Consider the following 26,203-nt stretch of genomic DNA (forward strand, 5'->3'; position numbering starts at 1 on the left):
TCTTGTAACAGGTGGTGCTGGATTTATCGGTGCTAACTTTGTAAAATATATGTTAGAGAAGTATGAGAATATAGAGATAGTTATCCTAGACAAGTTAACGTATGCAGGAAATCTTGGAACTATAAGAGAGGAGTTAAAGGATAACAGAGTAACTTTCTTTAAGGGAGATATCTGTAATAGAGAGTTAGTGGAAAATATATTTATGGCACATGATATAGATGCAGTCGTTAACTTTGCTGCTGAGTCTCATGTGGATCGTAGTATAGAGAATCCTGGGATATTTTTAGAGACAAATATTCTTGGAACACAAAACCTGATGGAGGTTGCAAAATCTTTCTGGACTGTTGGAAAGGATGATAACGGCTATCCTATCTATAAAGAAGGAAAGAAGTTCCATCACGTTTCAACAGATGAGGTATATGGGAGTTTAGGTTTGAATGACCCGATGTTTACAGAGAGAACTCCACTTGATCCACGTAGTCCATATTCAGCATCGAAAGCTTCAGCCGATATGATGGTGGTGGCTTATGGTGAAACATATAAGTTTCCATTCAATATAACAAGATGTTCTAATAACTATGGGCCTTACCACTTCCCAGAGAAGTTGATTCCTTTAATCATCAAGAATATCTTAGCTGGTAAGAAGTTACCAGTTTATGGAAAGGGAGATAACGTAAGGGATTGGCTTTTTGTTATGGACCACTGTAAAGGAATCGATATGGTACTGTCTAAGGCACCAACTCACCAGATTTACAATATCGGTGGATTCAATGAGGAACAAAATATCAATATTGTAAAAATGACTATAGATATTATAGCCAGAATTATGAGAGATGAACCACAATACAGAAGTCTATTGACTACAGAGTTAGAGAATATCAATTATGACCTTATAACTCATGTTCAGGATAGGTTAGGACACGATAGTCGTTATGCTATTGATCCTACAAAGATTATGAATGAGTTGGGATGGTATCCAGAGACTGCCTTCACAGAGGGAATTGAAAAAACTATCAGATGGTATCTGCATAACCAAGCTTGGGTCTTAGAAGTAGAAGAATCTTCAACAAAAATATAGATTTGTTCATAAAATTATTCTAGAAGAGATTTTAAAAAAAATTAAAAAAATTTCAAGTTACAAAAAAATCAAAGATATTGTAGAATATAGTGATAGAGTTTTATCAAATTCTCACAATTTGAAAAACTTAGGGAAAGGTTATCATTCGTGATAACTTTTTTTTTAGGGGAAGATTGTTTGTTTTAGGAGGGGAACACGTGCGAATTAAAAAGATTTTTTTAATTTTTATTTTAAGTGTTATAAGTGTATTTGGAGGAGAAAAATATGCTCCAAGAAATATTAAGGAGCGGGAAACTCTTGAGAAAGCAAGAAAAGAGAGATATGTTTTGGGTTTGAGAACTCTTTATTTTGGAGAGGATAAAGTGGGTGGACGCTCATTGAACGATATAGCTAAAGAGCTTTTCGAGGATTATTTAGATTTGGATATAGAGATAAGGCAAGGGGATTGGCCAGAGATATATGAAGGATTTGTAAAGGGAGAGATTGATTTTATACCTTTTTTGACACGAACACCAGAGCGTGAAAAGTTAGCACTATTTTCAAATAAAATTTTAAATGAAACTTTGGTTGTTGTTGCTAAAGGCGAAAGATTGAATCACCTAGATGATTTAAAAGGAAAAGATGTCTATGTAACAAAAGATACAGTGTATGAAAGTTTTTTAGAGCGAATTAACTATAGAAATGATTTGGATTTGAATATAATAAGAGTGGATAGAATAGATAGAGATAGATATGCTAATTACGTGGATTCAGATATGAATCTGATAGAAAAAACGAATAAGTTAAAGATAGGAAAATTACCTAAAAATGCAATAGGAGTTCATAAAAAAAATATAGATCTATTGGAGATAATAAACAACGCTCTCGATGAAAAATATATAAAAGATATGAACGATTCTTTAGAGAATAGAAAACAAAGTGTTATTAAAAATAAATTTGATAAGGTTTTATCAGAGGATGAAAAGATATATATAAAAAATTTGAATCATCTAAAAATAGGTTATGCAAATGTAGAGGAGATAAGCTATATATCAAATGAAAACAACTATACTGGAGTTTTACATATTTTTTTAAACTATCTACTCAATAATTTAAATATAGTTTTTTGTGAACCTAAAAATTTAAGAGGTGCTGAATGGGATGAGAAATACTCTGAATTTGAAAATGGAAATTTAGATATACTAACTCTCTCGAAAACGAAGGAGAGAGAAGAAAAGTTTCTGTTCACACAAAAGTTGTGTTCTTTAAATGTATATAGAATAGATAATATAGAAGTCTTATATCAAAATAAAATTAAAGTTGGTGTATTAAAAGATACTGTTGAAGAGGAGATAGCAAAAGAACACTTTTTAGAATCTGAAATTGAGAGATATGTCGATAAAAATAGAATGGTAGCAGCTTTCAAAAATAGACGGTTATCATCAATAATAACGCTGACTACAGAGGGGTATGATTTAAACAGATTTGATATAAATGTTTTAGAACAGGTACCATTTAATTTGGCTTTGAGAAAAGATAATGTTATATTGAAAAATATCTTGGATAAAGCTTTAACAGAGATGGTAAATATGAATGAGTTTTTAGATATATCGAGTTTGGATAAGAAGAAAAATGATCTTAGAGAGCGGGAACGTTACCACAAATTGGTAAATGTAACGATTCCTTTTATAATAATTATATTTGTATTTGGAGTAAATCAAACAGTGAAAAATATGCAACAAAAAGAGGAAACAAAAGAGCTTTTAAGAGATGAGTTAACTGGACTTTATAGTAGAAGAGTTTATAATGAATTTTGTAAAAGTAACGATACTACTAGTGGAGTCACAATATTGTTAGATTTAAATAACTTTAAAAATGCAAATGATGTCTATGGGCATGATTGTGGTGATGAGATTCTTATCGAAACTGGGAGATATTTAAATGCTGTTTTTAAGGATGACTATGTGTTTAGGATTTCTGGTGATGAGTTTTATGTATTCTCTTCATATGAATCTGTTGTAGAGATAAAAATAAAAAAATTGAAAAGAATATTTGAAGAATCACATTTGATGAGGAAATATGGAGTCACGTTTAGTTTGGGTTACTATTTTAAAAAGAGAGAAGTCTCTATGAGAGAGGCATTTAAATTTGCAGATTTAGCTATGTATGAAGCTAAAAGAGGGAAAAAAGAGTGGTATAAAAAGAGGAGGTTGGATAGTTAAATCCAACCTCTTCTTTTTATGTGAATTATAGATTGTAGAAAGCTAAGTAAGCTCTGTAAGTCTCATAAACATCAAGTTTTGATGAGATCTCCATAGGTGCGTGCATAGAAAGTAGAGCAGGACCAACGTCGATAGTTTTAATCCCTTTTTGAGCTAAGAACATAGCAACTGTTCCTCCGCCACCCTCGTCAACCTTTCCAAGCATTCCGATTTGCCAAACGATATCATTTTTGTTTAACATATTTCTAATCTCTGCAACAAATTCAGCATCAGCGTCATTTGTACCACTTTTTCCTCTAGCACCAGTATACTTTGTGATAACTATACCGTTGTTCAGTTTAGCTGCGTTCATAGAGTCGTGAACCCCTTTGAAGATAGGATCCATAGCAACGTTAACATCTGAAGATAAAGCCTTTGAGTTCCAAAGAGTTTTTTGAAGATCAAAAGCGTTGAAGCTACCTTTTACCTTTAAAATAAGCTCAGTTGTGAAATACTCTAAGTAGTTTGATTGAAGACCAGTTGATCCATTCGAACCAGTTTCCTCTTTATCAGCTAGGAAACACACAACAGTTCTCTTTGGTGTCGCCTTTAAATCTAAGATAGCCTTTAGTGATGTGTAAGCACAGATTCTATCATCCTGTCCATACCCAGCAACCATTGATCTATCCAATCCTAAATCTCTAGCTTTTCCAGCTGGAACAAGTTGTAACTCAGCTGAAACGAAATCCTCTTCACCAAAACCATACTTCGATTTTAAAATCTCTAAGATGTGAGTTTTGATAAGCTCTTTTGATTCACACTCCTCTAAATACATAGGCATAGAACCAACTAAAATCTGTAGCTCCTCTCCTAGGAAAACTTCAGGAGCCTTTCTCTCAGCTTGAGATTTCCCCCAAAGGTGTGGAAGTAGATCAGGTATCATAAGGATAGGGTCGTTTTCACACTCTCCAATTGTCAAATCAACTTTTGTGCCATCCTCTAAGATAACAACTCCATGAAGAGCAAGAGGGATAGTTGCCCATTGGTACTTTTTGATTCCACCGTAGTAGTGAGTTTTCATATATGCTAAATCTAACTCCTCATATAGTGGATTAGCTTTTATATCAATTCTTGGTGAATCGATATGAGAAACAATATAGTTGATTCCTTTTAAAATATCATCCTCTCCGATAACACTTAAAACGATATTTTTATTTCTATTGATAAAATAAACTTTATCTCCAGCTTTTAAAGTTTCTACATTTTCAATGTGAACGAAGCCGTTTTCTTCAGCTAACTTTCTGCTGATCTTTACAACCTCTCTCTCTGTTTTCCCATCATCTAAGAACTTTTTGTAGTTTTCTGAGAAATCGAATATAACAGCTTTATCTTCAACTCTCTCTTTTGTCCAACCATTTTTTCTAAACATATTTTTCACCCCATTTAATTTCTGTTTGTTCAAGAGCGTTTAAGCTAAATGCTCCTTCTTATGAAGATACCCTATTTCGTATCTTTTGTAAATAGTTAATGCTAATAAAATGAAGAATACTGGTCCAATACTCATCCAAATTGTATCATCTATCTTTCCATTTAAAGCTGGTTCTACGATTGTAGCTATATTGGCAAATCCAACAAGTAGTACAGTGAAGAATGTAGCTATTTTAACTGAGAAATCAGTTTTAAATATAACGAAAGGTTTTTCAATCTTATCATTTTTCTTAAATATTGGGAATGCAGCTGCTATTAAAAGATATGGTATTGTCATAGCAACGTTTGTCATAAGAGTCAGCTTCATAAAGAAAGCCTCTGCTCCTTGACCACCGAAAGTTATTCCTAAAATAAATAGAACAACGATTCCCCATTGACACCACATAGCGTTTTGAGGCATTCCATCTTTAATCTCTGATATCTTAGCTGGCCACATCTCTTTTGGTGCTCCCTCAATCAGTTGCTTTAAAGGTGAGTAGATAAGAGTGAAGAAAGCTCCTGTTAAACAAAGAACTATAGATATACCCATATATCTAGACATGAACTGTCCGATTGTAACAGCTGTCGCTTCACTTAGATTGAAAGAGATAGCTATTTGATATCCAAGGTTTTCCATACAAACATATGAGAAGTTACCTATGTGAACATTTCCTTTATTGATTAAAAACTCCCAATTAGTGAATATTCCAACAAAGAAGATTCCAATAGCGTATCCAACAGCTATAACGATAGCAGCGATAGATATCCCTTTTGGGAAGTTCTTTTCTGGATTTTCTGTTTTATCAACCAATCCACCTACAACCTCGATTCCTCCATATGCAAAGATAGCAAATACTAGGAATGATGCTATAGATAATCCACTTAAGTAGTTCGGATTAGGTGATGTGAAGAAAGCACCGCTTATAGATTCGATAGGTTGTGCTAAAGTGAATCCGTTGTTGATGAAAACAATAAGTGAACCAAGAAGTAAAACTAAGTTTAAAAGTGTAACTGCAACCCCACCAATCGAAGCGATTTTAGTTATTTTGTTTAAACCTTTTGAAGCTATATAAGTGAATGCCGTTATAAGTCCAACCCCTAAAAGACCCATACTCTGTGTTGAATTTAATCCAAATAGATTTAGCTGATGAGTTAAATCTTTTCCAAAAACAGCTGTAGATACAACTACCCAAATTCCAGAAGATATATTTACTAGCCAAATAACGTATGATGAATACCACATAAATGTTGTGATGAATGCGTATTTTGGTCCAACTGATTTCTCCATCCATGAGTAGATACCACCAGTCTCTTTTTTGAAAGCTGAACCATACTCAGCCATCATAAATGCGTAAGGAATAAAGAATAGTACCCCAGAGAAGATATACCAAGGTATTGCAGAGTATCCCATAAGATAGAATGATCTTGGGATGTTATTGAAACCAAAAACTGAAGTGAAAATCATTAGAATCAATGGTATCAATTTCATTTTGTTGCCTGTGTGTGTGTTTGCCATTTTAACTCTCCCCGTTTAATGTTATTTTATTAAAATCTCACAGAGCGAATTATATTCCTTTATTTCTAAAAAGTCAAACTTTTTTGTTATAAAATATTGAAAATACTACATTTTTAGCACAGTTCATATAAAAATGAAATACCATATGTTTTTTACGTGTGTTTTTTTATATAAAAAATAAAATTACTTTAAGCTGTTAAAAAATGGTTTAAAAAAATAAAAAAGTTGACTTCTTTTGGACGATTATGTAAAATTAATTCAAAATAATTTGATAAACATGAACAACGGGAGGATTGACAGTGGAAATGAGAAAAAATACAACTGAGTATCTAAAGGTTCTTAATTCTAGAAATAGAAGTGGGCATCTTGAAGGATTATTCTTTAAAATGAGAACTGAGGATATGATTGTTGGAAATCAAATTCAATTTAGTTCTAAAAGTAAAATAGTTAGCGGAAGTGTGAAGTATACTGATAGCTATGGTTACGAGATTGTAAAAAATGTAAAAAATGTAATTCAAAATGGGGAATCTGTAGTTTTAGAGTTTGATTACTTTTACATGAAGGACTACGAATTAGAGATCAACGGTTATGATATATATGAATATGGAGTTGAGGGTGTTCAAATAGTTGCTCTTGACCAAACTAAATTTAAAGAGTCTGAAGACACACCTCACGGTCATCTTTTAGAAAACAGCAAGATGACTATAAAAAGTAATAAAAATCATGAGGAAAACTTTGTAATTACAAATGCACTGAATGATAATGTTCACAGTATTTTCCAAAGTGAGCCTTACACAGCCGAAGGATTTGGAGAGGTTATCATAAAAACAGGAACAACTTGTTTAGTTGATCACTTTAAATTCTTCTCAACTATCTATGATACAAAAGTTTTAAACAACTACACAATCTCTTACAGAAGTTCTGAAGAGGATGCATGGAAAGAGTTTATAACTGTTGTAAACAATCACTCTCAAACAGCGACACATATATTTAAACCAGTTTTAGCTAATGAGTTTCGTATAGTAGTAACAAAGAGTACTGATAGCAAGATATTCTTAGCTGATGTAAGCATCACAAAATACTCAACAATCAGAACAGAACTGATGGATCTATTCACATCAGCATCTCTATCTAGATTGAAAAGCAACGTAACTCAAGAGACTATCGTAGCTTTAAAAGAGAGAGTAATCTACACTGAGGACTATATGAGAATGCTAGATATAGCTAGTGATCTATACATAGATAGAGAAAATATAGAAGCGAAAATTTTAAAATTAGATTTAAAAGAGATAACACTTGTTAACCATATCGCTTTTACAAACAGCAGAGATATTTTAAAAGGTGTTATTAAGTATAAGGATATAGCTGGAAACCTATGTTCTAGAAGACTTTACTGGTATCCAGAGGATATAACAAACGGTGTTGTAAGAATTGGTGTTGAGCATCCAATTATTGGAAAGCTGAGAATTTTAAGTGATGAAGTTGAGATTTTAATCTACGGAGCGAATGAGGTACAGTTTGTTGAGTATAAGTCACTGCCTTTAGATGGAGCTTTCCTGACTGAGGAGAAAGATACAGAGGTAGAGATAAACAAGTGCTATATGGATGGAACATTTGTAGAACCACTGATGGTTCTTTATGAGGATACTCCAATACATGGATGGTGTCCACCTTGTTATCCAGGTGGTCCAATGAGACCAGCTATCGATCCAATCGAAAACAATCTTTTAAGACTTGGAGATAAAAGAGAGGATAGATACTATAGAAGTCTTGATTTTAGATCAGCTGGATGTGCAGATATAAAAATATATCTACAAAAGGAGATGTTCGTTGGTCAAGTTGATATAATGAGCTTCTTTGCAGGGGAAGTTGGGCATATCAATAAGTTTGAAATCTTAGCAGAGGATATCTCAGCTGCTAGACTTAGCTGGGATGAGGGAACTCACGATAGACAATGGGTAAGTCTAGGATTTGGAGAGAGAAATGGTGTTACAAATGAGTATATGGTAACAAAGTTAAAGCCATACTACACAGATAAACTAATGGTTAGAATCCATGACGCTAAAGATTTCAAAGCTAGAATCAATGAGATGAGAGTATATCAATATACGACTTTAGACACTGAGGTAGATGCAATATTTACAGATGCAACTTATACTGCACTAAAAGCAGGTGTAACAGTTGAGACTGTAAAAGAGTTAGAGTCAAGAGCACTATTGAATGGTAGATTCACAGAAAGATTGGAGATAGCAAAGCAGATTTTAAATGCTCCAACTGGTGAATCTGTAACTGTGGAGATACCTGTAGATGGAGTTAGAGTTTTGAATAAGATTCAGATATCTTCAGAAGGATTCCCATCTCACGTTGAAGTGAAATATTGTGATGCCTTAGGTGTAGAGAGAAGAAAAGAGTGTGAATATGTTTTAGAGCACTTCAAAAGTAGATCATTTGTAGTTGTACACCTACCAGTTCTTTGTGCTACAAAGTTAGAGGTTGTATTACATGGAGTTTCAATTGTAAATAATGTTACTACAAATGAGATGAATTTCGAATCATTCTTAGGTGAAACAGCAGAGGATTCAAAGATGGATCTAAATAGATCAACTTTACTTTCATCTCATGGAAAGTTTAATAATGTTGACAATTTAAGAGATGCATCATTAACGAGTTACTACACATCTGATTTCTTTACAAGTGAAGGGTACACAGATGTAACAATAAAGTTTGCAGATCTGTTCTTAGTTGATTCAATGAAACTTCTGAGCTACAGAAGCAAATCATCAGGGCTTGTAAGACAGTTTAAACTTTTAGTAAAAGAGCCTTTAACAGGTGAGTTAGTAGAGCTTGCAGCTTCAGATTACTCAACAAACTATGTGAATGCTCACAAAGAGATTAAAGCAGTAGCACCGTATTTAACAAACGAGGTTGTTGTGAGAGTTTCAGAGGCTGAAAATGATTGGGCAATAATAAATGATGTAGAGATTCATAGATTTACAAAAGAGAGTTTATAAGATTTAAAAATCCCCCGTTTAAAAGTAGAGGTAGAGCATTTGATGCTCTACCTCTTTTGGTTTAGTTGTAAAACTATTTTAAAATTAAGCTCAGTTGAGATAGATCGAAGGTGTTGTCTAAGAAGTGCTCTCGATTTATCTTAACAAGAGGGATGTTCAGTTTGAGATTTTGTAGATCGTCGATTGTGATAAGATAATCCACTTCAAATAGATCCTCTAAAAGTGAGTTTATCTCATAGCTTTCAATTATTTTAACCACCTCGATAAATGAGAAGTTTTTTAAGTATTTTGACAGAAGACTTCCATACATATGGTCAAAGGTATCATCTACAATCACGACACGCTTATGCTTTGTTCTATCAACTTGACTATTCTCATAGTGATTTTTCAAAACTATTCCAAGGTATATGATATCTTCAGAGTAGAAGTTTAAAGAGAGTGAGGTTAAAATATCCTCAATTTTTTTATACTCCTCTTTTTGATGCTTATTTAGTCCGTAGACCTCCTTATTCTCATAGAAGTTATACTCACTTTTCAGCTTTCCAATTCTTAAAAGATTTGAAACTCTCATAACAGTTTGAAAATTTTGAGTCAAATCGATATTGAAAACACGATCGATCTCTTTTATCAGCTTAGATGTCAGCTCATCTAACTCGTCGTAGCTCTTTGTATCGAGATAGAAAAGAGTTTCGATAATAGAGTCTAACTCATAGGGTTTTAAATAATCAAGACCTCGAGCTTTTAAAAACTTTGCAGTTTTTCCATAGAACTTATGAGATATAACTTTTTCTTTTGGTATATACTCATTCTCAAATGTAGATTTATTTTCTCTCAGAGGATTGATTAGAAGGATAGCTACAATTTTATAGAAATCCTCAGTCACAAGAGTCACAGATATTCCATTTAAAAGTCTAAGAACAAAGTTTTTATTGAACTCTATCGTATCCTCGTGGAAGTAGTTGTTTATTAAATCTGTGAAAAGATTGTGGTTTATATTTTTATTTATAAGATACTTTGTCAGGTGAATACTGAAAAGTTCACGGATGACTCTCTCATCTCCATCTAAAAATATACCCTTTCCTGAAACGCTATCTATTTTTAGATTTTTACTTTCTAAATACTCTTTTATATCTTTTAAATCGTAGTTAAGTGTTCTTCTAGTGGTTTGAATTTTATCGGTATTGTCATTTAAATTGATTGTATTTTCAAAAAAAAGTTGTAGTAAAAGATACTCCTTTCTCTCTGTAACAGATAGAGGAGCAAATTGTAAAATCTCTTTGATTCTACTTATAGTACAAGGTCTTAAGAAGAAAAGATCCTTCATCTTTTGAATTCCTTGAATTTTATAGCTAGCTAAAAAGTCATTTATAATATTTATATTGTTATCGATAGATCGTTTTTTTATATGTAAAATTTTCTCTAAATCAGAGTAACTAAATCTGTTTAGTGAGAAAAATAAACTTAGTATATACAGGGATTTTTTATTTAAAAACATCACTTTTGTCCTTTCTTAAGAGTGTAGAAACTCAAACGTTAATAGTAATATTCTACAGTAAAATCACAATATATACAAATAAAAAAAAGCTCAGTAGTTGAGAATACTCTCTAATACTGGGCTTTCGTATTATAACAAACTAAGATAAAGATTATCTAACTTTGTCTAACTCTTTTTCAGTTACGAACATTGAGTGGTTTCTTGATTTGATGTGTAATCCATCTTTTACTCTGTCTAATTGGATAACTACAGCTCTATCTTCGCTAGCGATTAATCCGTTTCTTTCTAAATCTCCAACTGAAGTTACTTTTCCGATTCTAGTCATAGCTTTTAATATATCAACTTTTCTAACTTGGAAGCTTAAGTTAGGTATTTTAGATTCAAATCTGATTTGGTTTCCTTTGTCATAAGTTCTGATTTTTGTAACTGTTCCGTTAACAACTCCAGCAAAAGCTGATAAGCTTAAAGTAGCTGCTAAAACAAGCATTTTTATTTTTCTCACTGTTATTCCTCCTAAAATATATCAATCTATGTTAATTATATAAGAAAGTGAAAAAATTATCTATTTGAAATTTTATGCAAACTTTATTGTAATAAATTTCAAATTATAGGGATTCTTAAAAGATAAAGGAAATCCTTCTTACTTTTAAACATAATAAGGTCGGTAAAAGTGAGATAGAAATCCTCTTTTGGTGTATACCCCTGTTCTTTTATCCAAACTAAAAGTTTTTCAACAATATCATCCTCTTCAAAAATTCCTTTTCCATATACACATACATACCTACCTGCAGGAATGATGACAGAAAGGTTTGCACCCTCCTCTCTCATACTAACAATAAGATGGTCTTTTGTAAATCTATTTTTTTCAAAATTGTTAAATGATACTTTGAAACCTCTCAGAACAGGATGAAGGTTGTTAGCTAACTCAAAATCATCCACATTTTTAAGAGCTTTGTGTAGCTCTGGCAGAGAGTGGGTAGCTCCTCCGAAGATAACCCCTTTGATACCAGGGGTTTCCTCGATAAATGGAATACCAACTTTCTGCTCAAGTTCAAAGCTAGTTTTAAATCTATTACAAGCTTCAATCAGCTCCTTCTCAACACTTTTAAGTCTTTTTATCTCGGCTTTTGTATCTAAAAGAACCTTTTGAAAAAGCTCTAGAGTGTGGTCATAGTTCATATTTTCAAAATGACTTTTGATATATTCGATTGAGAAGCCCATATTTCTCATATGGTTTATAATTTTTAGCATTATAATCTGCTTTGGAGTGTAGTATCTATAGCTTGTTTCCTCATTTTTAAAGGCTGGAGATAGAAGGCCAACCTTATCATAATATCTCAGTGTAGATATTGGAATATTTGTAGATTTAGACACATCTCCAATTGTAAAAAAGTCATCAAACATATTTTCTCCTATCTTTTAATAATTTTTTTTACGAATTTTTTCAAGTCATCTACTAAGTAGTAGAACACTGGAATAACTATAAGTGTAAACAGTGTGGCTGTTGAAAGACCAAAGATAACAACGAATGACATACCAGCGTACATCTCTGATCCATCTCCGTTACTAAGAGCAAGTGGAATCATTCCAAGAACAGTTGTCAGTGTTGTCATAAGAATCGGTCTAAGTCTCGTTTTACCAGAGATTATGATAGCTCTATTGATACTGTCTCCTCTCTCTCTTCTGATATTGATAAAGTCGATTAAAACGATGGCATTGTTTACAACTATACCAGCTAGCATAACGAATCCAACCGCAACCATAGCATCTAAGTTAACTCTGAATAGTGCTAAACTATAAAGTGCTCCCATAGTTGATAGAGGGATAGAAAGAATTATGATAAATGGTAGAATAAACGATTCAAACTGCCAAACTAGTATGAAGTATACTAAGAAGATAGCTACAAGGAAACTGATAACCATCTGAGCTCCCATCTCAGCCATATCTGCAGAATCTCCACCAAATCCATATGTTACACTTTCAGGTGGCGATAGCTCATCAAAGGCTGCGATAAGAGATGTCTTAGCTCCTTGAAGATCAGCTCCACTTTCTAAGTTAGCATAAAGAACAACTTTTTTCTTTTTATCTTTCTTCTCAATCTTTGATGGCCCCTCTTCGATAGAAAGAGTTGCAATATCAGAGATTCTAATATTTTTTCCATTGTCTAAAGTGATTCTAGAATCCATTAGAAGATCAGTTGATGTTCTATACTTTCTTTGAAGTTGAACAGTTACGTCGATCTCTTGGTTATCACTGTTTATAGTTATAGGTTGATCACCTAGAATTTGGGTTTTAATCATAAGAGCAAGAGTTTCAATATCCACTCCGTAGAACTTAGCTTTCTCTCTGTCTACTATGATTTTACCTTCGGGTTTACCGCCCTCAAATGACGATGATATATCTGTGATTCCATCTATATTATACATCCTAGATTTTAGTTGCTCAGAGATTTCACGTAGTTGAATCTCATTGTCAGAGTAAAGTTCAAACTCTAAATCATAGATTCCATCCGCACCGAATACATATGATGGAACAATAGTTAAAACTACATCCGGGATACTCACGAAGGTCTCTCTCAGATTTTTCATGATATCTGTCATACTCTCATCTCTAGATGTTTTTAAACCAGCGTTTATATTTACGATGGCGTTAGTTGTATCACCAGACATTGTATAAGATTGAGCAACAGAGATATTTTTAACTTTATCCTCTAGAATAGTTCCAATTCTATCACTCATATTTATATCAGCACTTGAAGGTAACTTTGCAACAACGGCGAATCTTCCCTCGTCACTTGTAGGAATAAATCCTCCACCCAAAGTTGAAGCAGCAAATATTGATCCTACGAAAAGAAGCACAGTTCCAATAGCAGCGATCCCTCTATTTTTGATACTCCATCTTAAGATAGACATATATACTCTTTTTACTTTTTTAATAACTTTTCCTTCTGAAGTCAGATCCTTTTTCTCATTTAAAATCTTACTCGAAGCCATAGGTACGAAAACTAAAGCGACAATCAGTGACGCAAGAAGCGAGTATGAGATAGAGTAAGATAGATCTTTAAACTGCTCTTTAGCCATTCCCTCTTGGAAAACGATAGGTAAAAATACCGAAACCGTTGTAAGAGTTGAAGCTAAAACAGGCAGTCCCATCTCAGCAGCTCCATCCATTGCCGCTTCAACTTTACCTTTTCCCAGTTCGGTCATATGTCTATAGATATTATCTAGTACAACAACCGAGTTATCCACAAGCATTCCTATTCCTAAAGAGAGCCCCATCAGTGATACAAGGTTTAGTGTTAGTCCCTGAGCATTTAGCAGGAAGAATGTAAATATTATAGATATAGGTATTGCAACCGCTATAACGATAGTTGCAGATATACTTTTCAGGAATATGTATAGGATAATAGAAGCTAAAGCTAGTCCTATGAATCCAGTTTCTTTTACGTTGTTTATAGAGTTCATTATGATAACAGTTGAATCGAAATCATAATCCACATGAGAGTTTAAAGGTACAGAGTTTTTAACACTGCTTAAAACTTTATTCACAGATTGAACAATCTCAATAGCGTTTCCATCATCTGTTTTAGCAACAACGATTACAAGTCCATCCTCTCTATTTTTTCTGAATAGGTTTGAAGGATCTTTTGTATCAATTCTAACATCGGCTACATCTTTTAATCTTAAAAGATGACCGTTACTATTTCTTAAAATTATGTTTGCAATCTCATCTGGAGTTTTAAGTTCACCTTGAACTTTTATATAGAACTCCTTCTCTCCCTCTTTTACTTGTCCTCCTGGGATAGTCGTACTAGCCTTAGAGATTATATCAGAAACCTGCATAACATTCAGGTTATAGTTTTCAAGTTTTTCAGGATCGATCTCAACTAAAACCTCTTGCTCTTTTCCTCCGAAGATGATGATTTGAGAAACACCCTCGATTCTTTCAAGAAGTGGTTTTAAAGAGTTCTCAGCGTAAGTTCTAACCTCCATCGGGTCTCCACCGGACATAGTTAAAACAGCAGCTGGAATAGAACCCATAGATTGCTCTCTGATAGATGGTTCCTCTATATCAGATGGCAGCTTACTTTTAATCTGGTTAATCTCATTTTGAATAAGAGTTATCTTTGTTTCAATATCAGTACCATATTTAAATTTAACGTTGATTTTAGATGTCTCAGAGCTTGAAGTTGATGAATACTCTGTGATACCATCGACATTTGGAAGGATATCCTCTACTTTTTTTGTAATCATCTTATCGACATCTTCAGGAGTAGCTCCCTTCCACTCAATAGTGACTCTAACAGTTGGGTTAGCTGTGTTTGGCATCATCTCGATAGGCATCTTCGAAAGACCTAAGAATCCGAAGAATATCATAGAGATAACTACCATAGTTGCCGTTGCTGGCTTTTTAATGGAAAATTCTGAAAGTATTCTCATACTAAATCTCCCTCACTTTGTCGTTGTTATTTAGAAGGTATTGACCCTGAACAACAATCTGATCTCCCTCTTTGAATTCGTTGAAGAATATCTCTTGAAGATTTCCCTCTGAAACTCCACGGTTAACCTTATATATAGAAACAACTCCATCTCTAACAATAGCTACATATGAGTAAAGATCTTTTATCATAACAGCTTCCTTTTGAACGAAAAGACCGTTAACCTCAGCACCGACCATCTCAACTTTTCCATACATACCTTTTAAAAGAGTTTTATCCTCATTAGGAAGGGCTATTTTAACTTCAAATCTCTTTGTATCAGAATTAGCTGATAGATTGATCTCACTTACTGAACCAATCACAGTTTTATTAGTAGCAGAGACTGTAACTTTTGCAGCCTTACCTTTATATATACCACCGATATCCTCTGGACTGATAGCGACAACAATCTCCATCTCATCATTTTGAACAACAGTTACAAGGTTAGTTACAGAGTTAATTTTTTCATCTTTTTTTACATTTAAATCTGTGACAACACCACTGATACTTGAAGTTACAAAAAGTCTTTTGAAGTTGTCGTTAGCTCTGATGTATGATGCCTCAGCGATTTTTAAATCACCTAAGCTACTTTCCATCTTGTTTTTAGATTCTAAATATAACTCTTCAGATATCAGCTTTTTATTGAAAAGAGTGCTGTATTTATCAAAAGATGTTTTATTTGTATTGTAGCTCGATTTAGCTTTTATAAGAGTTCCCTCAGCTTCGTAGTAGCTCGCTTCAGTAGCGGCATCAGTCAGAGTTAAAATAGTGGCTCCTGCTTGAACAGAGTCTCCATTTTTATATTTTATATCTTTTACATATCCCCCAGTTGGAGTTACAATCCCTATCTCCATCTTAGGTTTTATATCTCCGTTATATGTTTTTGTTGTATTTACAGTTTGAGTTTTTAACTCTTGAAGTTTTACATCTTTTACAACTTCAGGTGCAGAAACTTCAGTTTTTTTGTCGCTACCACATCCAACTAAAGCTAGAGTAAGAAGTAGTGCTGATAATATTTTTTTCATTGAATCCTCCTATTTTAATAGTGACAAGTATTGTTGGTAGTAGATGAAGTAATCAAGTTGTGAGTTTATATGAGTGATCTGTGCATCTCTTAACTCAGACTCAGTTTTTAAGAAATCAACTGTATCTATGATTCTATTGTTGAACTTCTCCTTATCTATATTGTATGTTTCAAGCGCTGTAAGCAGAGCTTTCTCATTTGTTTTTATAGTCTCTTTAGACATATTCAAATCTAGGTAAGCTGTTGTAATCTCTCTTTTTAGAGTTTCTAAAGAGTCGATTTTAGATAGCTTTTGTTTGTCGATCTCAAGAGAGCTTTCTTTATATGAATCCATTCCGCTTCCGAAGTTGAATATATCCCATTTCACTGTGACACCAACTTTCCATTGCCAATCCTCATTTGCTCTAGAGTAGCTTCTATCCTCTAAAGATTCATACCCATACTCTAAATCGACTTTAGGTAAAAATGTACTTCTTGTACTCTTTGCATTATACTCACTTATAGTGATATTTTTATCTAACTTTTGTGCAAGAGTACTATTTTTCATAGCAGAATCGATATCTTTTGCAAGGTCGATACCATCAGTACCAAAGTTAGTGATCTCCATCTCTTTAAGTGTAATATTTTCATCGATATTTAATCCTAAAAGATTTTTAAGGATAAGCTCTTGAGTTGTGATACTATTCTTTACCTTTATAATAGATGTTTCAGTAGTATAAAGTGATGTTTCTATTCTTAAAACTTCACTTTTATCCACAAGGCTTAAGTTGTAGAACTCCTTTATTTTATTTAGTTCCTCACTTTTCTCTTTTTGAGATGCTTCGTAGACAGCTAAACTCTTCTTCAATTGAAGAGTAGTGATATAAGATTGTATAACCTCAAGAGTTAGGTTTATACTTTGGGCGTTGTAGTCGTTCTCTTCAAACTCTCTTAAAGCTTTACTGCTTTTAGCGTTGTAATATATCTCACCACCACTGAAAAGAGATTGTGATACATAAACTCCATTTTGGAATGAGCTATCTAGATTTCTAGATTTATCATAATCAGAGTACGTTCCTTGAGCTCTAACAGATGGCAGAGCATTTTTGATTTTTACATTTTCATTTAGCTTTTTTTGTTGTACGCTGATCTTCTTCTCTTTCAGTTGTCTGTTATTTTTCTTAGCTAAATCAATAGATTCATCTAGGGATAACTCTCTAGAAAAAGAGGCGATACTGAAAGCAAAAAATAGCAAAAGATATTTTTTCATAGCATCTCCTTTTAAAAAATTTATTTCACAATAGTGAATTATAAACTATAAAGTAAGTTGAGAGTCAAGAGAATAAAAAAGAAAAATGGAGAGTGTTTAGCTCTCCATCTATTAGAATGATAGTTTATAAAAAGTTGGATTGTTTATAGGTGATTGAACGAACCCTTTAACCTCTTTTCTAATACCAGCACTTGCAGGCATAAAGTAGATTGGAAGGATAGGTACCTCTTCGTTCATAATGTCTTGAGCTTCTGCATAGAATGCAGCTCTTTTCACTGGATCAAGTTCAACTTTACCAGCGTCTAAAAGCGCATCAAACTCAGGATTGTTAAAGAAACTTCTATTTCCAGATGATCCCATCATCGAGCTATGAAGCATAGAACCCATTCCGTAGTCCGCATCTCCAGATGAGTTAGACCAACCTAACATAAATAGATCACATTTTCCTGTAGCTGTCGCATTTAGGAAGGCTGCCCATTCAAGAATCTCGATTTTTACATTGATTCCAATCTCTTTTAATTGGGCTTGGATAATCTCAGCCATCTGTTTTCTAAGTTCATTGTTACTTGTAGCAAGAACTAACTCTAAATTTTGGTGACCAGATTCAGCTAAAAGTTTTTTAGCTTCTTCAGGGTTGTAGTCAAAAGGTTTAGTTTCTTTTGAGTATCCAACAACTCCAGGGCCTAAAATACTGTTAGCTTTTTCAACAGCACCAGCTAGAACAGCTTCAATCATAAGGTCTCTATTGATTCCCATAGCGATAGCTTGTCTAACTCTTTTATCTTGAAGAGCTCCTTTAGAAACATTGATTCCAAGGTATCCAACTCCAAGCGAGCTGATCTCTTCAACTCTAACATCCTCTCTATCTCCAAGAATTTTTCTTCCGATAGAGTCGATATCTCCAGTTATATGGTGTTCTCCAGTTTCAACAGCTATAACTCTACTGTTTTCCTCTGGAATTGGTCTAACCTCGATAATCTCAATAGCTGGCTTTCCTCTGAAGTAGTCGTCATTTCTTTTTAAAGTCATATATGATCCAGGCTTCCACTCAACTAATGAGTAAGCTCCAGTTCCCATAGGAGAGTGGTTAGTATCCTTTGTATTTTCGTAATATTTTTTATTTAAAATAGATGCTGTTATATGTGTTAAATGGTGAATCAGTGAACCAGATGGTCCGTTTGTTTTAACAATAGCTGTATATTTATCAGGAGTTTCGACACTTTCAATAGCTGAGTATAGAGTTCCAACTTTTGCTGATTTTTTAGCGTTTTCAAGAGTGTATTTAACATCTTCAGATGTCAGCTCCTCTCCATTTTGGAATTTAACCCCTTTTCTTAGATTGAACTTTAACTCAGTTGGAGAGATTTGCTCCCAGCTTTCAGCTAGTCCAGGCACTATGTTTAAAGATTCATCAGTTTCAATAAGTCTGTCAAAAATGTTAGATATTATTCTTCTTGAGTATACATCTGTAGCTTCGTGTGGATGAAGAGTAACAGATTCGCTACTTTGAGTATAGATAAGTTTATTTGGTGTAGATGCTGCTGCTGATCCTTTTTCAGCCTCTTTCTCTTTACCACAACTAACAAAAAGTACTATTAACAAAAGAAAATTCAATAATTTTTTCATATAACGCCCCCTTATTGTTTTTTAATAATTAGAACTATAGTATCAAAAAAAAAGTATAGCGTCAAATTAAATTTTTATATATTAACTATTTAAAAATAAATTACCAAAAACGAAATCACAAAATTTGAAAAAAATTGATGCATTTCAAAAATTATTATTTGAAAAGAAAAATTGAAATATTTAAAAATGAAAAGTAATGTGTTAACATAAGACAATAATGAAATTTTTTTTTATTATTTTTAGCATCTTGGCGAGTGAGCGAAAGCTCATCTTTTTGGGTCGTTTGTATAGTTAAGGGGGCAAAACTATGGATGAAAGAGATGTAATATTGGCAAAAAATGGTGACAGTGAAGCTATGGAGAAGGTTTTCTTGAAGTATAAGAGTGATATTTTAAGAAATAGTAGACATCTTTTTATAAAAGGTGGAGATATAGATGATCTGTTACAGGAGGGGTATATTGGTCTAATAAAGGCCATCAAATCGTATGATCAAAGTAGAGAGGTGTGTTTTAGTACTTTTGCTAATCTGTGTATAAAAAGACAGATTATTACAGCGGTTAAGTCATCAAACTCAAATAAGAACTTGAAATTGAATACATCGATAATTGGGGATAAAGATGTAAACTTAGATGATCTAGCACAATATTCAAAACCATCATTAAACTACTATTCACCTGAGGAGATACTGATAGGAAAAGAGCTAGTAAATCTACTTGGAGATTTTCTAAATCAAAATCTAACTCCTTTAGAGAAAAAGGTGTTTTACTATATATGTAAGCAATATAAGTATATTGAGATTGCAGAGCTTTTAAATGAGCCACCTAAAAAAATAGATAATGCTATTCAAAGGGTGAAAAAGAAAATTTTAGGATACTTAGAGGAGTATTCTAAATAAAGTAAAACCAAAATATAAGGATTAATAGAAAAGGGTGTCACACTTTAGTTGTGACACCCTTTTATCATTTTTTAAATTGAATTAGAAGAAGTATTTAGCTCCAATACTTGCTAAAACAATTGCTTCGTCATTAACGATTGGAGAGTCAGTAATCTCATCAGAGAACTTTTCAACTCCTACGATACCGATAAGAGAAAGCTTTTCGCTCATCTTGTATTCAGCTGTTAAAGTAGCTCCGTAAGAGAAAGCTGTATCAGCTTTGTACTCTCTTAAACCATCGAATCTATTTCTTCCAGCCTCTTCAGATGTAACACCGAAGTAGTAATCAGCATAGTCTCCAGAGAATCCTTTCATATGGATACTTGGAACTAAAACTAACTTCTCTCCCATTGGGTATGCTTTGAATGCACTGATTTTAGCTTCTGAACCGTGCTCACCAAATTGAACAGTTGCTCCAGTTCTGATACCAGCGATTCCAGTGTTAAGGTCAGCTCTTAATCCAACCATAGCTTGAGTATCTCTATCGTCGATATTTCTGTATCCAGCACCCATATCCTCAGCTTCAATAGCGAATCCAGCCATAGGATCTAAGTAAGCTGATAATGATAGGTCCTCTCCTCTAAAGAAAGTGTACCCAACTGTGATACCCTTTGCATAGAAGTTACCGTAGTTGATATCTAAAAGTGGTACAGGGTAAGCTTTGTCGTCAGCTCCCTTAAAGATACTATTAGAAACTCCAGCACCTAATCCAACTCCAACTTTATCGTTAGCTATAGCCATAGAAGATAAAGAAAGAGCTAAAATACCAAGAATAACTTTTTTCATAATTTTTCCCTCCTGATTGTATAATTTTACGGTGAAATTATACCATATAAAGTGATAATCAGCACATTGAAATTTATTACGAAAAAAAGGTATCGTTTTTCAAATAGATTATTTAATAAAATAAAAAACCAAGTGAGTCGGCACTTGGTTCAGTGGTTACTTAGTACACTTTTTCAACTAGTAAAAGAAAAAGTATCCATACGAATATAAGTTTTAACATTTGATTTAAACACCCCCTTTCAGAGGTAAGTAACCACAAGTAAAATTATATCATAATTCCAAAAAATAGAAAAGAGTTGGTTTCCGACTTCCAACTCTTCCTACAATGTTTAAATCAACATTAGCTTATATTCGTTTATGTACAAATTATACATTATCTTTTTCAAAAAGTCAAAAGCATCTATAAAAAATTTAGAGAAAAAGGTATTGTTTTTCAAATAGATTAAGAGATGGACTCTATTCGATCAAACGCCTCTTTTAAAGTCTCTAAAGGGTTTGAACAAGCTATTCTAATTGCTTTATCATCACCAAATGGTTTTCCAGGGATAACTTTGATTCCTAGATTTTCGAAAAGGTAGTTAGAGTACTCGATTGAGTTCATATTAGTTTCACTTATATCCACAAAGATGTAGATTCCACCCTCTGGTGGGAAGGCCTTTAATCCTTTTATGTTATTGATTCTATCTAGTGAGTATTGAACTCTATCTCTATATAGAGGAACAATACTCTCTTTAATAAGGTCTCTATTTTGAAGAGCGGCAAGGGCAGCTCTTTGAGAAACAGAGGATGCGCTATAGACAATAACCTCATTTAGTTTTCTAATTGTATCTATGATAGCACTCGGTCCTATATTGTAACCAACTCTCCAACCAGTCATAGCAAAGTTCTTAGAGAAGCTACAGATTGAGATTGTTCTTTCACTCATTCCATCTAAACTAGCTATAGGAAGGAATGAGTTTGAATAATCATAAAAATCATAGATATCATCTGCATAGACTAAAAGGTCATATGTTTTTGCAAGATTAGCAACAATCTCTAAGCTCTCTTTTGAGTAACAAACGCCAGTTGGATTTGAGGGCGTATTTATAATAATCCCTTTTGTTTTAGGTGTTATAGCTTTTTCTAAATCTGATTTAACAATTTGATAGCCATTCTCAATAGTTGTGTGAACAATCACAGGAATCCCTTTTGCCTCTTCAATCTGATCCACATATACAGGGAAGAAAGGAGCTAAGATGATAACTTCATCCTCAGGATTTAAAGTGGCTTGAAGAGCTAGATACATTCCGTGGCAAGCTCCAGATAAAACGATAATCTCATCCTGAGCTATGTTGTAGTTAGTGAATTCATCTCTATGATATTTTATAATCTCATTTCGAAGTTCTAAATCTCCAAGTGGGTCTGTGTAGTGAGTATGACCGTTTAGAGTATCTTTAAAAGCTGCATTTATAACAATTTCATGAGTATGCACATCTAAGTCACCAATTCCTAAGTTGATAATTTTTGCTTTTTCAGGTCCGTCGATAGATTTGAAAGTTGTTTCCTGTTTATTTTGAAATCTCTTTGCTAAAAATTTATCTCCACTCATATGTTTTCTCCTTATATATTTTTTTCTAAAATAGCAATAAACTCATCTCTAGTGAAATTTAAAGGGATATCAGAGTAAGCAGCTGAATCTAAAATTTTTCCAATGACAAGCTCTTTTTTCTCTAAATACTCCTCTCTGATAACAACTTCATTTAAATCAGTTGGAAGTTTTATATTTTTATAGAATGTTTTTAATCTTTCCAATTCGTCGAATTTTTTTTCTAGTTCCAATTGAACCAAAATTCCAAAGGCTACAACCTCACCGTGAAGATGTTCCTCTTCGACTCTTTTAATCTGAGTGAGAGAATCAAATATAGAGTGAGCCAAAGCTCCATTGTATTTAAAATCGATAAGGTTTGAAACCATACCTGTTGTAACTAGAATAACTCCAGCGACCTCTTCGAAATCCTGAGTGACCTCTGTGGCTAAAAGAGCAGAGGCACCGTAATTGAGCATAGATTCTTTACAAAGAAGAGAGAGTTTTTCACCCATCGTTGTATTGAAGTTAAGTCTTTGTCCCTCGGCCTTCATATTCATCTCGTAGTACTTGGCAAGAGTGTCTCCAATCCCTGCCCATAGATATCTCTTTGGCGCATTTAAAATAGTTTCAAGATTTATAAATGTTTTGTGGGGTGGTCTTTTCAAGAAATATAACTCTTGGAAAACGTGATTCTCATGATACATCACAGAGATATATGAAACCGCAGCACAAGTAGAAGCGATTGTTGGAACTGTGAAAAGAGGAATATCTAGCTTATCCATCAAAAGTTTTGAAAGATCGATAGCCTTTCCACCTCCGATTCCAATGATAAGGTCGTAGTTGTTCTTTTCTAGATCATGTAAATTATAGTCTAGAAAAGAGTAAGAGCACTCATCGCCATAATGAAAAAAGCTAAAATCTTTGTTTGATAAAATTTTGAATAAATCTTGTTTTACAGCTTCTAAAGATTTAGTACCGTGGATAACTAAGATGTTTTTATAATCTTTAATCTCTTCAGCAAGGCTCTTCCAAATAGAACTTTCCATATATACATCTGTTAAAATCATAACTATTACCTCCCCAAAAAATAAAAATAAAATTTAGATAGTTATATCACAAAACTTGGCATATGTAAAAGAAAAAATAAAAAAATATTTTTTTTAAAAAATAAAATGAAAAAAAGATTGACAAAAGAGCAGAAAATGATTATCATTTTCTAAACATTGATTGAGGGGGCGGTTTCATGAAAAGAGCACTATTACTATTTTGTTTAGTTTCAAATTTAGCTTTGGGAAAAGATGTGTTTAAAATTGGAGCTACTCCAATTCCAGCGGGGGAGATACTAAATGAAATAAAGGGGGATTTAGCAAAAGAGGGATTAGATATAGAGATTGTAGAGTTTACGGATTATATAATGCCGAATTTAGCCTTGGCAGATGGATCTTTAGACGCTAACTTCTTCCAACACAAACCCTATTTAGCTAACTTTATGAAAGAGAAAAAATTGGATTTAGTACCTTTAGAGGATATCTATGTACCACCACTAGGAGGGTATTCGAAAAAGTACAAATCAGTAGAAGAACTGAAAACAGGGGATAAAGTAGCTATACCAAATGATCCAACAAATGGAGGAAGAGCACTGATTTTACTTCATAACAACGGAGTGATCAAGTTATCTGATCCGACGGATTTAATGGCTACTGAGTTTGATATTGTAGAAAATCCAAAAAAATTAAAGATTGTTTCGCTGCAAGCAGCTCAGCTACCAAGAGCTTTAGATGATGTAGATTTAGCTATCATCAATTGCAACTACGCTTTAGATGCGGGGCTTTCACCTCAAGAGGACTCTCTTATCGTAGAGGGAACGGAGAGTGCTTACGGGAATGTGGTAGCGGTTAGAAAGGGTGACGAAAATAAAGAGGAGATAGCAATTCTAATGAAAGTTCTAAGGAGTGACAGGGTTAGAACGTTCATATTAGAAAAGTATCAAGGTGGAATTATACCGCTATTTTAAATTCTTTAGGAGGTCACTATGAAAATTTTAAAAATGAAAAAGGTTATGAAGGGGATTTTTTTAGTATTGATTGGACTTATTATGTTTAGTTGTGGAGGAAAAAAAGAGACAGCAAAGGCTGAGAGAGTTTTCGTTATAGGAACGAATGCTGAATATCCTCCGTTTGAGTATTTAGAAAACGGGAAAATTGTAGGATTAGACCCAGATATAATAGAAGCTATATTTCAGAAGTTGGGTTATCAATATAAGTGGGCAAACATGGAGTTTGGTGGACTTATATCAGCACTTCAAACTGGAAAGATAGATGTCGTTATAGCTGGAATGAGTATAACTCCAGAAAGAGCTAAGATGGTTCATTTCACAGATCCGTATTTGACATCAAATGTGGCAATTATAACAAATAAGACTGCTCCAATCAAGGGTATGGACGACTTAGAAAATAAAAAGTATGGAGCAGAGTTAGGAACAACAAAAGAAGCTACAGCAAAATCGATAGCAGGAACAACAGTGGTTCCATATCAAAATAATACATCGGCACTATTAGCACTAAAAAATAATCAGATCGATGGGATTGTTTTAGATGAAAGCGTGGCTTATGAGTATGTAAAAAATAATTCAGAACTATCTTTAGTTGGTGTTTTGGAGGGGGAACCAAAAGCTATTGCTCTATCAAAAGATGATAAGGATTATGACAAAATAAATGCAGCTCTTTTAGAGCTTATAAAAGATGGAACGATTGAGAACCTGAAAAAGAAATATAATGTAAATTAGAGTGAAAAATGAAAAATGAGAGCCAGATAATGACTCTCATTTTTGTTATTTTTTACTTATAAATATAGAATTTTAGATCATCTCTTTTTTGATGAGATCTTTAGAATATGGTATAATATATTAAAAAAAGGATGTGATAGTATGTGTACAGTTTTATTCAAACCGAAGGTAGATTATATATTTAAGAATTTGTTTGGATCAGAGAAGCATCCCAAAATATTGATATCTTTTTTGAATGCTTGCATTAAACCAGAGAGTCCAATAGTGAGTGTTCAAATAAAAAATAGTGAATTGACAAAAGAGTATATAGAGGATAGTTTTTCAAGGTTGGATATTTTAGCTAAAACAGATAAAGGTGAGATAATAAACATTGAGATGCAAAGAGCTGATGAAAAAAATATGATAAAACGTAGTCTTTACTATTGGTCAAAAGCTTTTTCAGGAGAGTACGGTGGAAAGAGTAGATACAGTGAACTTCCAAGAACAGTGTGTGTAAATGTGTTGGATTTTAATTTACTGGCAGAAGAAAATTACCATAATAAGTATGTTTTGAAAAATGATAAAAATAATGATGTGTTAACAGATGTTATAGAGCTTCATTTTATAGAGTTACCTAAAATGAAAGAGATAGATCCAGACGATCTTTTGAGTGTTTGGACAGGATTTATAAATGATCCAAATGATGAAAAAATAATAGAGTTAGAGAGTAGGGTAGTAGAGCTTCACGAAGCTAAAATAGAATTAGCAAGAATGAGTAGAGACCCGAAAGAAGCGGAGTATTATAGACTGCGTCAAAATGCTATGAGTGAAAGAATGAATGCTCTTTTAGAAGCCGAAGATAAAGGCGTAGTTAGAGGTAGAGCCGAAGGAGAGAAGGTGGCGAAATTAGAAATAGCTAAAACAGCTCTTAAAAATGGATTGAGCTCTGAAATAATATCAGGTATAACAGGATTAAGTATAGAAGAGATAGAGTTATTGAAGTAAATTAGAAAAAACTCCTTAGATTTT

At 33.3% G+C, this 26,203-nt stretch carries 19 protein-coding genes; 7 read left to right on the forward strand and 12 right to left on the reverse strand.

The window, feature by feature from the left end:
* Both rfbB and L988_RS12755 read left to right on the forward strand, forming a co-directional pair.
* Window positions 1–1,078 (forward strand): dTDP-glucose 4,6-dehydratase (gene rfbB, locus L988_RS12750; protein ID WP_047384823.1); only part of this gene is annotated, 1,078 nt, incomplete at its 5' end.
* Window positions 1,079–1,275: 197 nt separating this feature from the next.
* A complete protein-coding gene (locus L988_RS12755) occupies window positions 1,276–3,279 on the forward strand; it encodes a GGDEF domain-containing protein (RefSeq protein ID WP_047384824.1) in 2,004 nt (667 codons plus the stop codon).
* A 25-nt stretch (window positions 3,280–3,304) separates the two neighbouring features.
* On the opposite strand, the gene L988_RS12760 is transcribed toward L988_RS12755, so the two are convergent.
* Together L988_RS12760 and yjeM are read right to left on the reverse strand one after the other, a co-directional pair.
* The gene (locus L988_RS12760) at window positions 3,305–4,687 is read right to left on the reverse strand and encodes an aminopeptidase (protein ID WP_047384826.1); all 1,383 of its coding nucleotides are present in this window, start codon (window positions 4,685–4,687) and stop codon (window positions 3,305–3,307) included.
* Window positions 4,688–4,726: 39 nt separating this feature from the next.
* Window positions 4,727–6,241, reverse strand: coding sequence for a glutamate/gamma-aminobutyrate family transporter YjeM (yjeM, locus tag L988_RS12765; RefSeq protein ID WP_047384828.1), 1,515 nt, complete (start codon window positions 6,239–6,241; stop codon window positions 4,727–4,729).
* Window positions 6,242–6,540: 299 nt separating this feature from the next.
* Between yjeM and L988_RS12770 the strand changes: the two genes are divergently transcribed.
* Window positions 6,541–9,252: a hypothetical protein gene (locus L988_RS12770; RefSeq protein WP_047384830.1), complete on the forward strand. Its 2,712-nt coding sequence runs from the start codon at window positions 6,541–6,543 to the stop codon at window positions 9,250–9,252.
* 73 nt (window positions 9,253–9,325) lie between these two features.
* Here L988_RS12770 and L988_RS12775 read toward each other — a convergent pair whose 3' ends face one another.
* From L988_RS12775 to L988_RS12805, 7 genes are all read right to left on the reverse strand, one after another.
* Entirely contained in the window at window positions 9,326–10,747 is a 1,422-nt protein-coding gene (locus L988_RS12775; protein WP_047384831.1) for a helix-turn-helix domain-containing protein, read from the reverse strand.
* A gap of 151 nt (window positions 10,748–10,898) precedes the next feature.
* Window positions 10,899–11,249, reverse strand: coding sequence for a hypothetical protein (locus tag L988_RS12780; RefSeq protein ID WP_047384832.1), 351 nt, complete (start codon window positions 11,247–11,249; stop codon window positions 10,899–10,901).
* A 98-nt stretch (window positions 11,250–11,347) separates the two neighbouring features.
* Window positions 11,348–12,151 carry a MerR family transcriptional regulator gene (locus L988_RS12785; RefSeq protein WP_047384833.1) on the reverse strand — a complete coding sequence of 268 codons (804 nt, stop codon included), beginning with the start codon at window positions 12,149–12,151 and terminating at the stop codon, window positions 11,348–11,350.
* A gap of 8 nt (window positions 12,152–12,159) precedes the next feature.
* Complete coding sequence (locus tag L988_RS12790) at window positions 12,160–15,186, reverse strand: efflux RND transporter permease subunit (RefSeq protein ID WP_047384834.1); 3,027 nt, start codon at window positions 15,184–15,186, stop codon at window positions 12,160–12,162.
* A 1-nt stretch (window position 15,187) separates the two neighbouring features.
* Window positions 15,188–16,249 (reverse strand): efflux RND transporter periplasmic adaptor subunit, encoded by a 1,062-nt coding sequence (locus L988_RS12795; RefSeq protein ID WP_047384837.1) that lies wholly within the window; start codon window positions 16,247–16,249, stop codon window positions 15,188–15,190.
* Between the two features lie 9 nt (window positions 16,250–16,258).
* Window positions 16,259–17,497 (reverse strand): TolC family protein, encoded by a 1,239-nt coding sequence (locus L988_RS12800; protein ID WP_047384839.1) that lies wholly within the window; start codon window positions 17,495–17,497, stop codon window positions 16,259–16,261.
* Window positions 17,498–17,608: 111 nt separating this feature from the next.
* Complete coding sequence (locus tag L988_RS12805) at window positions 17,609–19,123, reverse strand: ABC transporter substrate-binding protein (RefSeq protein ID WP_047384841.1); 1,515 nt, start codon at window positions 19,121–19,123, stop codon at window positions 17,609–17,611.
* 307 nt (window positions 19,124–19,430) lie between these two features.
* Here L988_RS12805 and L988_RS12810 point away from each other — a divergent pair, with 307 nt between their 5' ends.
* A complete protein-coding gene (locus L988_RS12810; protein ID WP_047384843.1) occupies window positions 19,431–20,018 on the forward strand; it encodes a sigma-70 family RNA polymerase sigma factor in 588 nt (195 codons plus the stop codon).
* Window positions 20,019–20,099: 81 nt separating this feature from the next.
* Here the strand turns inward: L988_RS12810 and L988_RS12815 are convergent, their stop codons facing one another.
* The 3 genes from L988_RS12815 to L988_RS12825 form a co-directional block, all read right to left on the reverse strand.
* On the reverse strand, window positions 20,100–20,843 hold the full coding sequence (locus L988_RS12815) for a MipA/OmpV family protein (protein WP_047384845.1): 744 nt from the start codon (window positions 20,841–20,843) through the stop codon (window positions 20,100–20,102).
* A 442-nt stretch (window positions 20,844–21,285) separates the two neighbouring features.
* Window positions 21,286–22,431 (reverse strand): aminotransferase class I/II-fold pyridoxal phosphate-dependent enzyme, encoded by a 1,146-nt coding sequence (locus L988_RS12820; RefSeq protein WP_047384846.1) that lies wholly within the window; start codon window positions 22,429–22,431, stop codon window positions 21,286–21,288.
* An 11-nt stretch (window positions 22,432–22,442) separates the two neighbouring features.
* Entirely contained in the window at window positions 22,443–23,477 is a 1,035-nt protein-coding gene (locus tag L988_RS12825) for an iron-containing alcohol dehydrogenase family protein (RefSeq protein ID WP_052191859.1), read from the reverse strand.
* Window positions 23,478–23,653: 176 nt separating this feature from the next.
* On the opposite strand from L988_RS12825, the gene L988_RS12830 reads away from it, so the two are divergent.
* The 3 genes from L988_RS12830 (at window position 23,654) to L988_RS12840 (ending at window position 26,179) form a co-directional block, all read left to right on the forward strand.
* Complete coding sequence (locus L988_RS12830) at window positions 23,654–24,424, forward strand: MetQ/NlpA family ABC transporter substrate-binding protein (RefSeq protein ID WP_047384848.1); 771 nt, start codon at window positions 23,654–23,656, stop codon at window positions 24,422–24,424.
* 18 nt (window positions 24,425–24,442) lie between these two features.
* Window positions 24,443–25,195 (forward strand): transporter substrate-binding domain-containing protein, encoded by a 753-nt coding sequence (locus L988_RS12835; RefSeq protein ID WP_231549851.1) that lies wholly within the window; start codon window positions 24,443–24,445, stop codon window positions 25,193–25,195.
* Between the two features lie 141 nt (window positions 25,196–25,336).
* On the forward strand, window positions 25,337–26,179 hold the full coding sequence (locus tag L988_RS12840; protein ID WP_047384851.1) for an Rpn family recombination-promoting nuclease/putative transposase: 843 nt from the start codon (window positions 25,337–25,339) through the stop codon (window positions 26,177–26,179).
* Window positions 26,180–26,203 lie beyond the last annotated feature (24 nt).

This window comes from Cetobacterium sp. ZWU0022, assembly GCF_000800875.1.
In the GTDB taxonomy this organism is placed as follows: Bacteria; Fusobacteriota; Fusobacteriia; order Fusobacteriales; family Fusobacteriaceae; genus Cetobacterium_A.

What these genes read in the sequence shown, in the direction of transcription:
- L988_RS12795 (WP_047384837.1), bottom strand. Translation starts at nt 16,249, where the DNA reads ATGAAAAAAATATTATCAGCACTACTTCTTACTCTAGCTTTAGTTGGA.
- L988_RS12810 (WP_047384843.1), top strand. Translation starts at nt 19,431, where the DNA reads ATGGATGAAAGAGATGTAATATTGGCAAAAAATGGTGACAGTGAAGCT.
- L988_RS12775 (WP_047384831.1), bottom strand. Translation starts at nt 10,747, where the DNA reads ATGTTTTTAAATAAAAAATCCCTGTATATACTAAGTTTATTTTTCTCA.
- L988_RS12830 (WP_047384848.1), top strand. Translation starts at nt 23,654, where the DNA reads ATGAAAAGAGCACTATTACTATTTTGTTTAGTTTCAAATTTAGCTTTG.
- L988_RS12790 (WP_047384834.1), bottom strand. Translation starts at nt 15,186, where the DNA reads ATGAGAATACTTTCAGAATTTTCCATTAAAAAGCCAGCAACGGCAACT.
- L988_RS12815 (WP_047384845.1), bottom strand. Translation starts at nt 20,843, where the DNA reads ATGAAAAAAGTTATTCTTGGTATTTTAGCTCTTTCTTTATCTTCTATG.
- L988_RS12760 (WP_047384826.1), bottom strand. Translation starts at nt 4,687, where the DNA reads ATGTTTAGAAAAAATGGTTGGACAAAAGAGAGAGTTGAAGATAAAGCT.
- L988_RS12800 (WP_047384839.1), bottom strand. Translation starts at nt 17,497, where the DNA reads ATGAAAAAATATCTTTTGCTATTTTTTGCTTTCAGTATCGCCTCTTTT.
- L988_RS12825 (WP_052191859.1), bottom strand. Translation starts at nt 23,477, where the DNA reads ATGATTTTAACAGATGTATATATGGAAAGTTCTATTTGGAAGAGCCTT.
- L988_RS12820 (WP_047384846.1), bottom strand. Translation starts at nt 22,431, where the DNA reads ATGAGTGGAGATAAATTTTTAGCAAAGAGATTTCAAAATAAACAGGAA.
- L988_RS12805 (WP_047384841.1), bottom strand. Translation starts at nt 19,123, where the DNA reads ATGAAAAAATTATTGAATTTTCTTTTGTTAATAGTACTTTTTGTTAGT.
- L988_RS12840 (WP_047384851.1), top strand. Translation starts at nt 25,337, where the DNA reads ATGTGTACAGTTTTATTCAAACCGAAGGTAGATTATATATTTAAGAAT.
- L988_RS12785 (WP_047384833.1), bottom strand. Translation starts at nt 12,151, where the DNA reads ATGTTTGATGACTTTTTTACAATTGGAGATGTGTCTAAATCTACAAAT.
- L988_RS12835 (WP_231549851.1), top strand. Translation starts at nt 24,443, where the DNA reads ATGAAAATTTTAAAAATGAAAAAGGTTATGAAGGGGATTTTTTTAGTA.
- yjeM (WP_047384828.1), bottom strand. Translation starts at nt 6,241, where the DNA reads ATGGCAAACACACACACAGGCAACAAAATGAAATTGATACCATTGATT.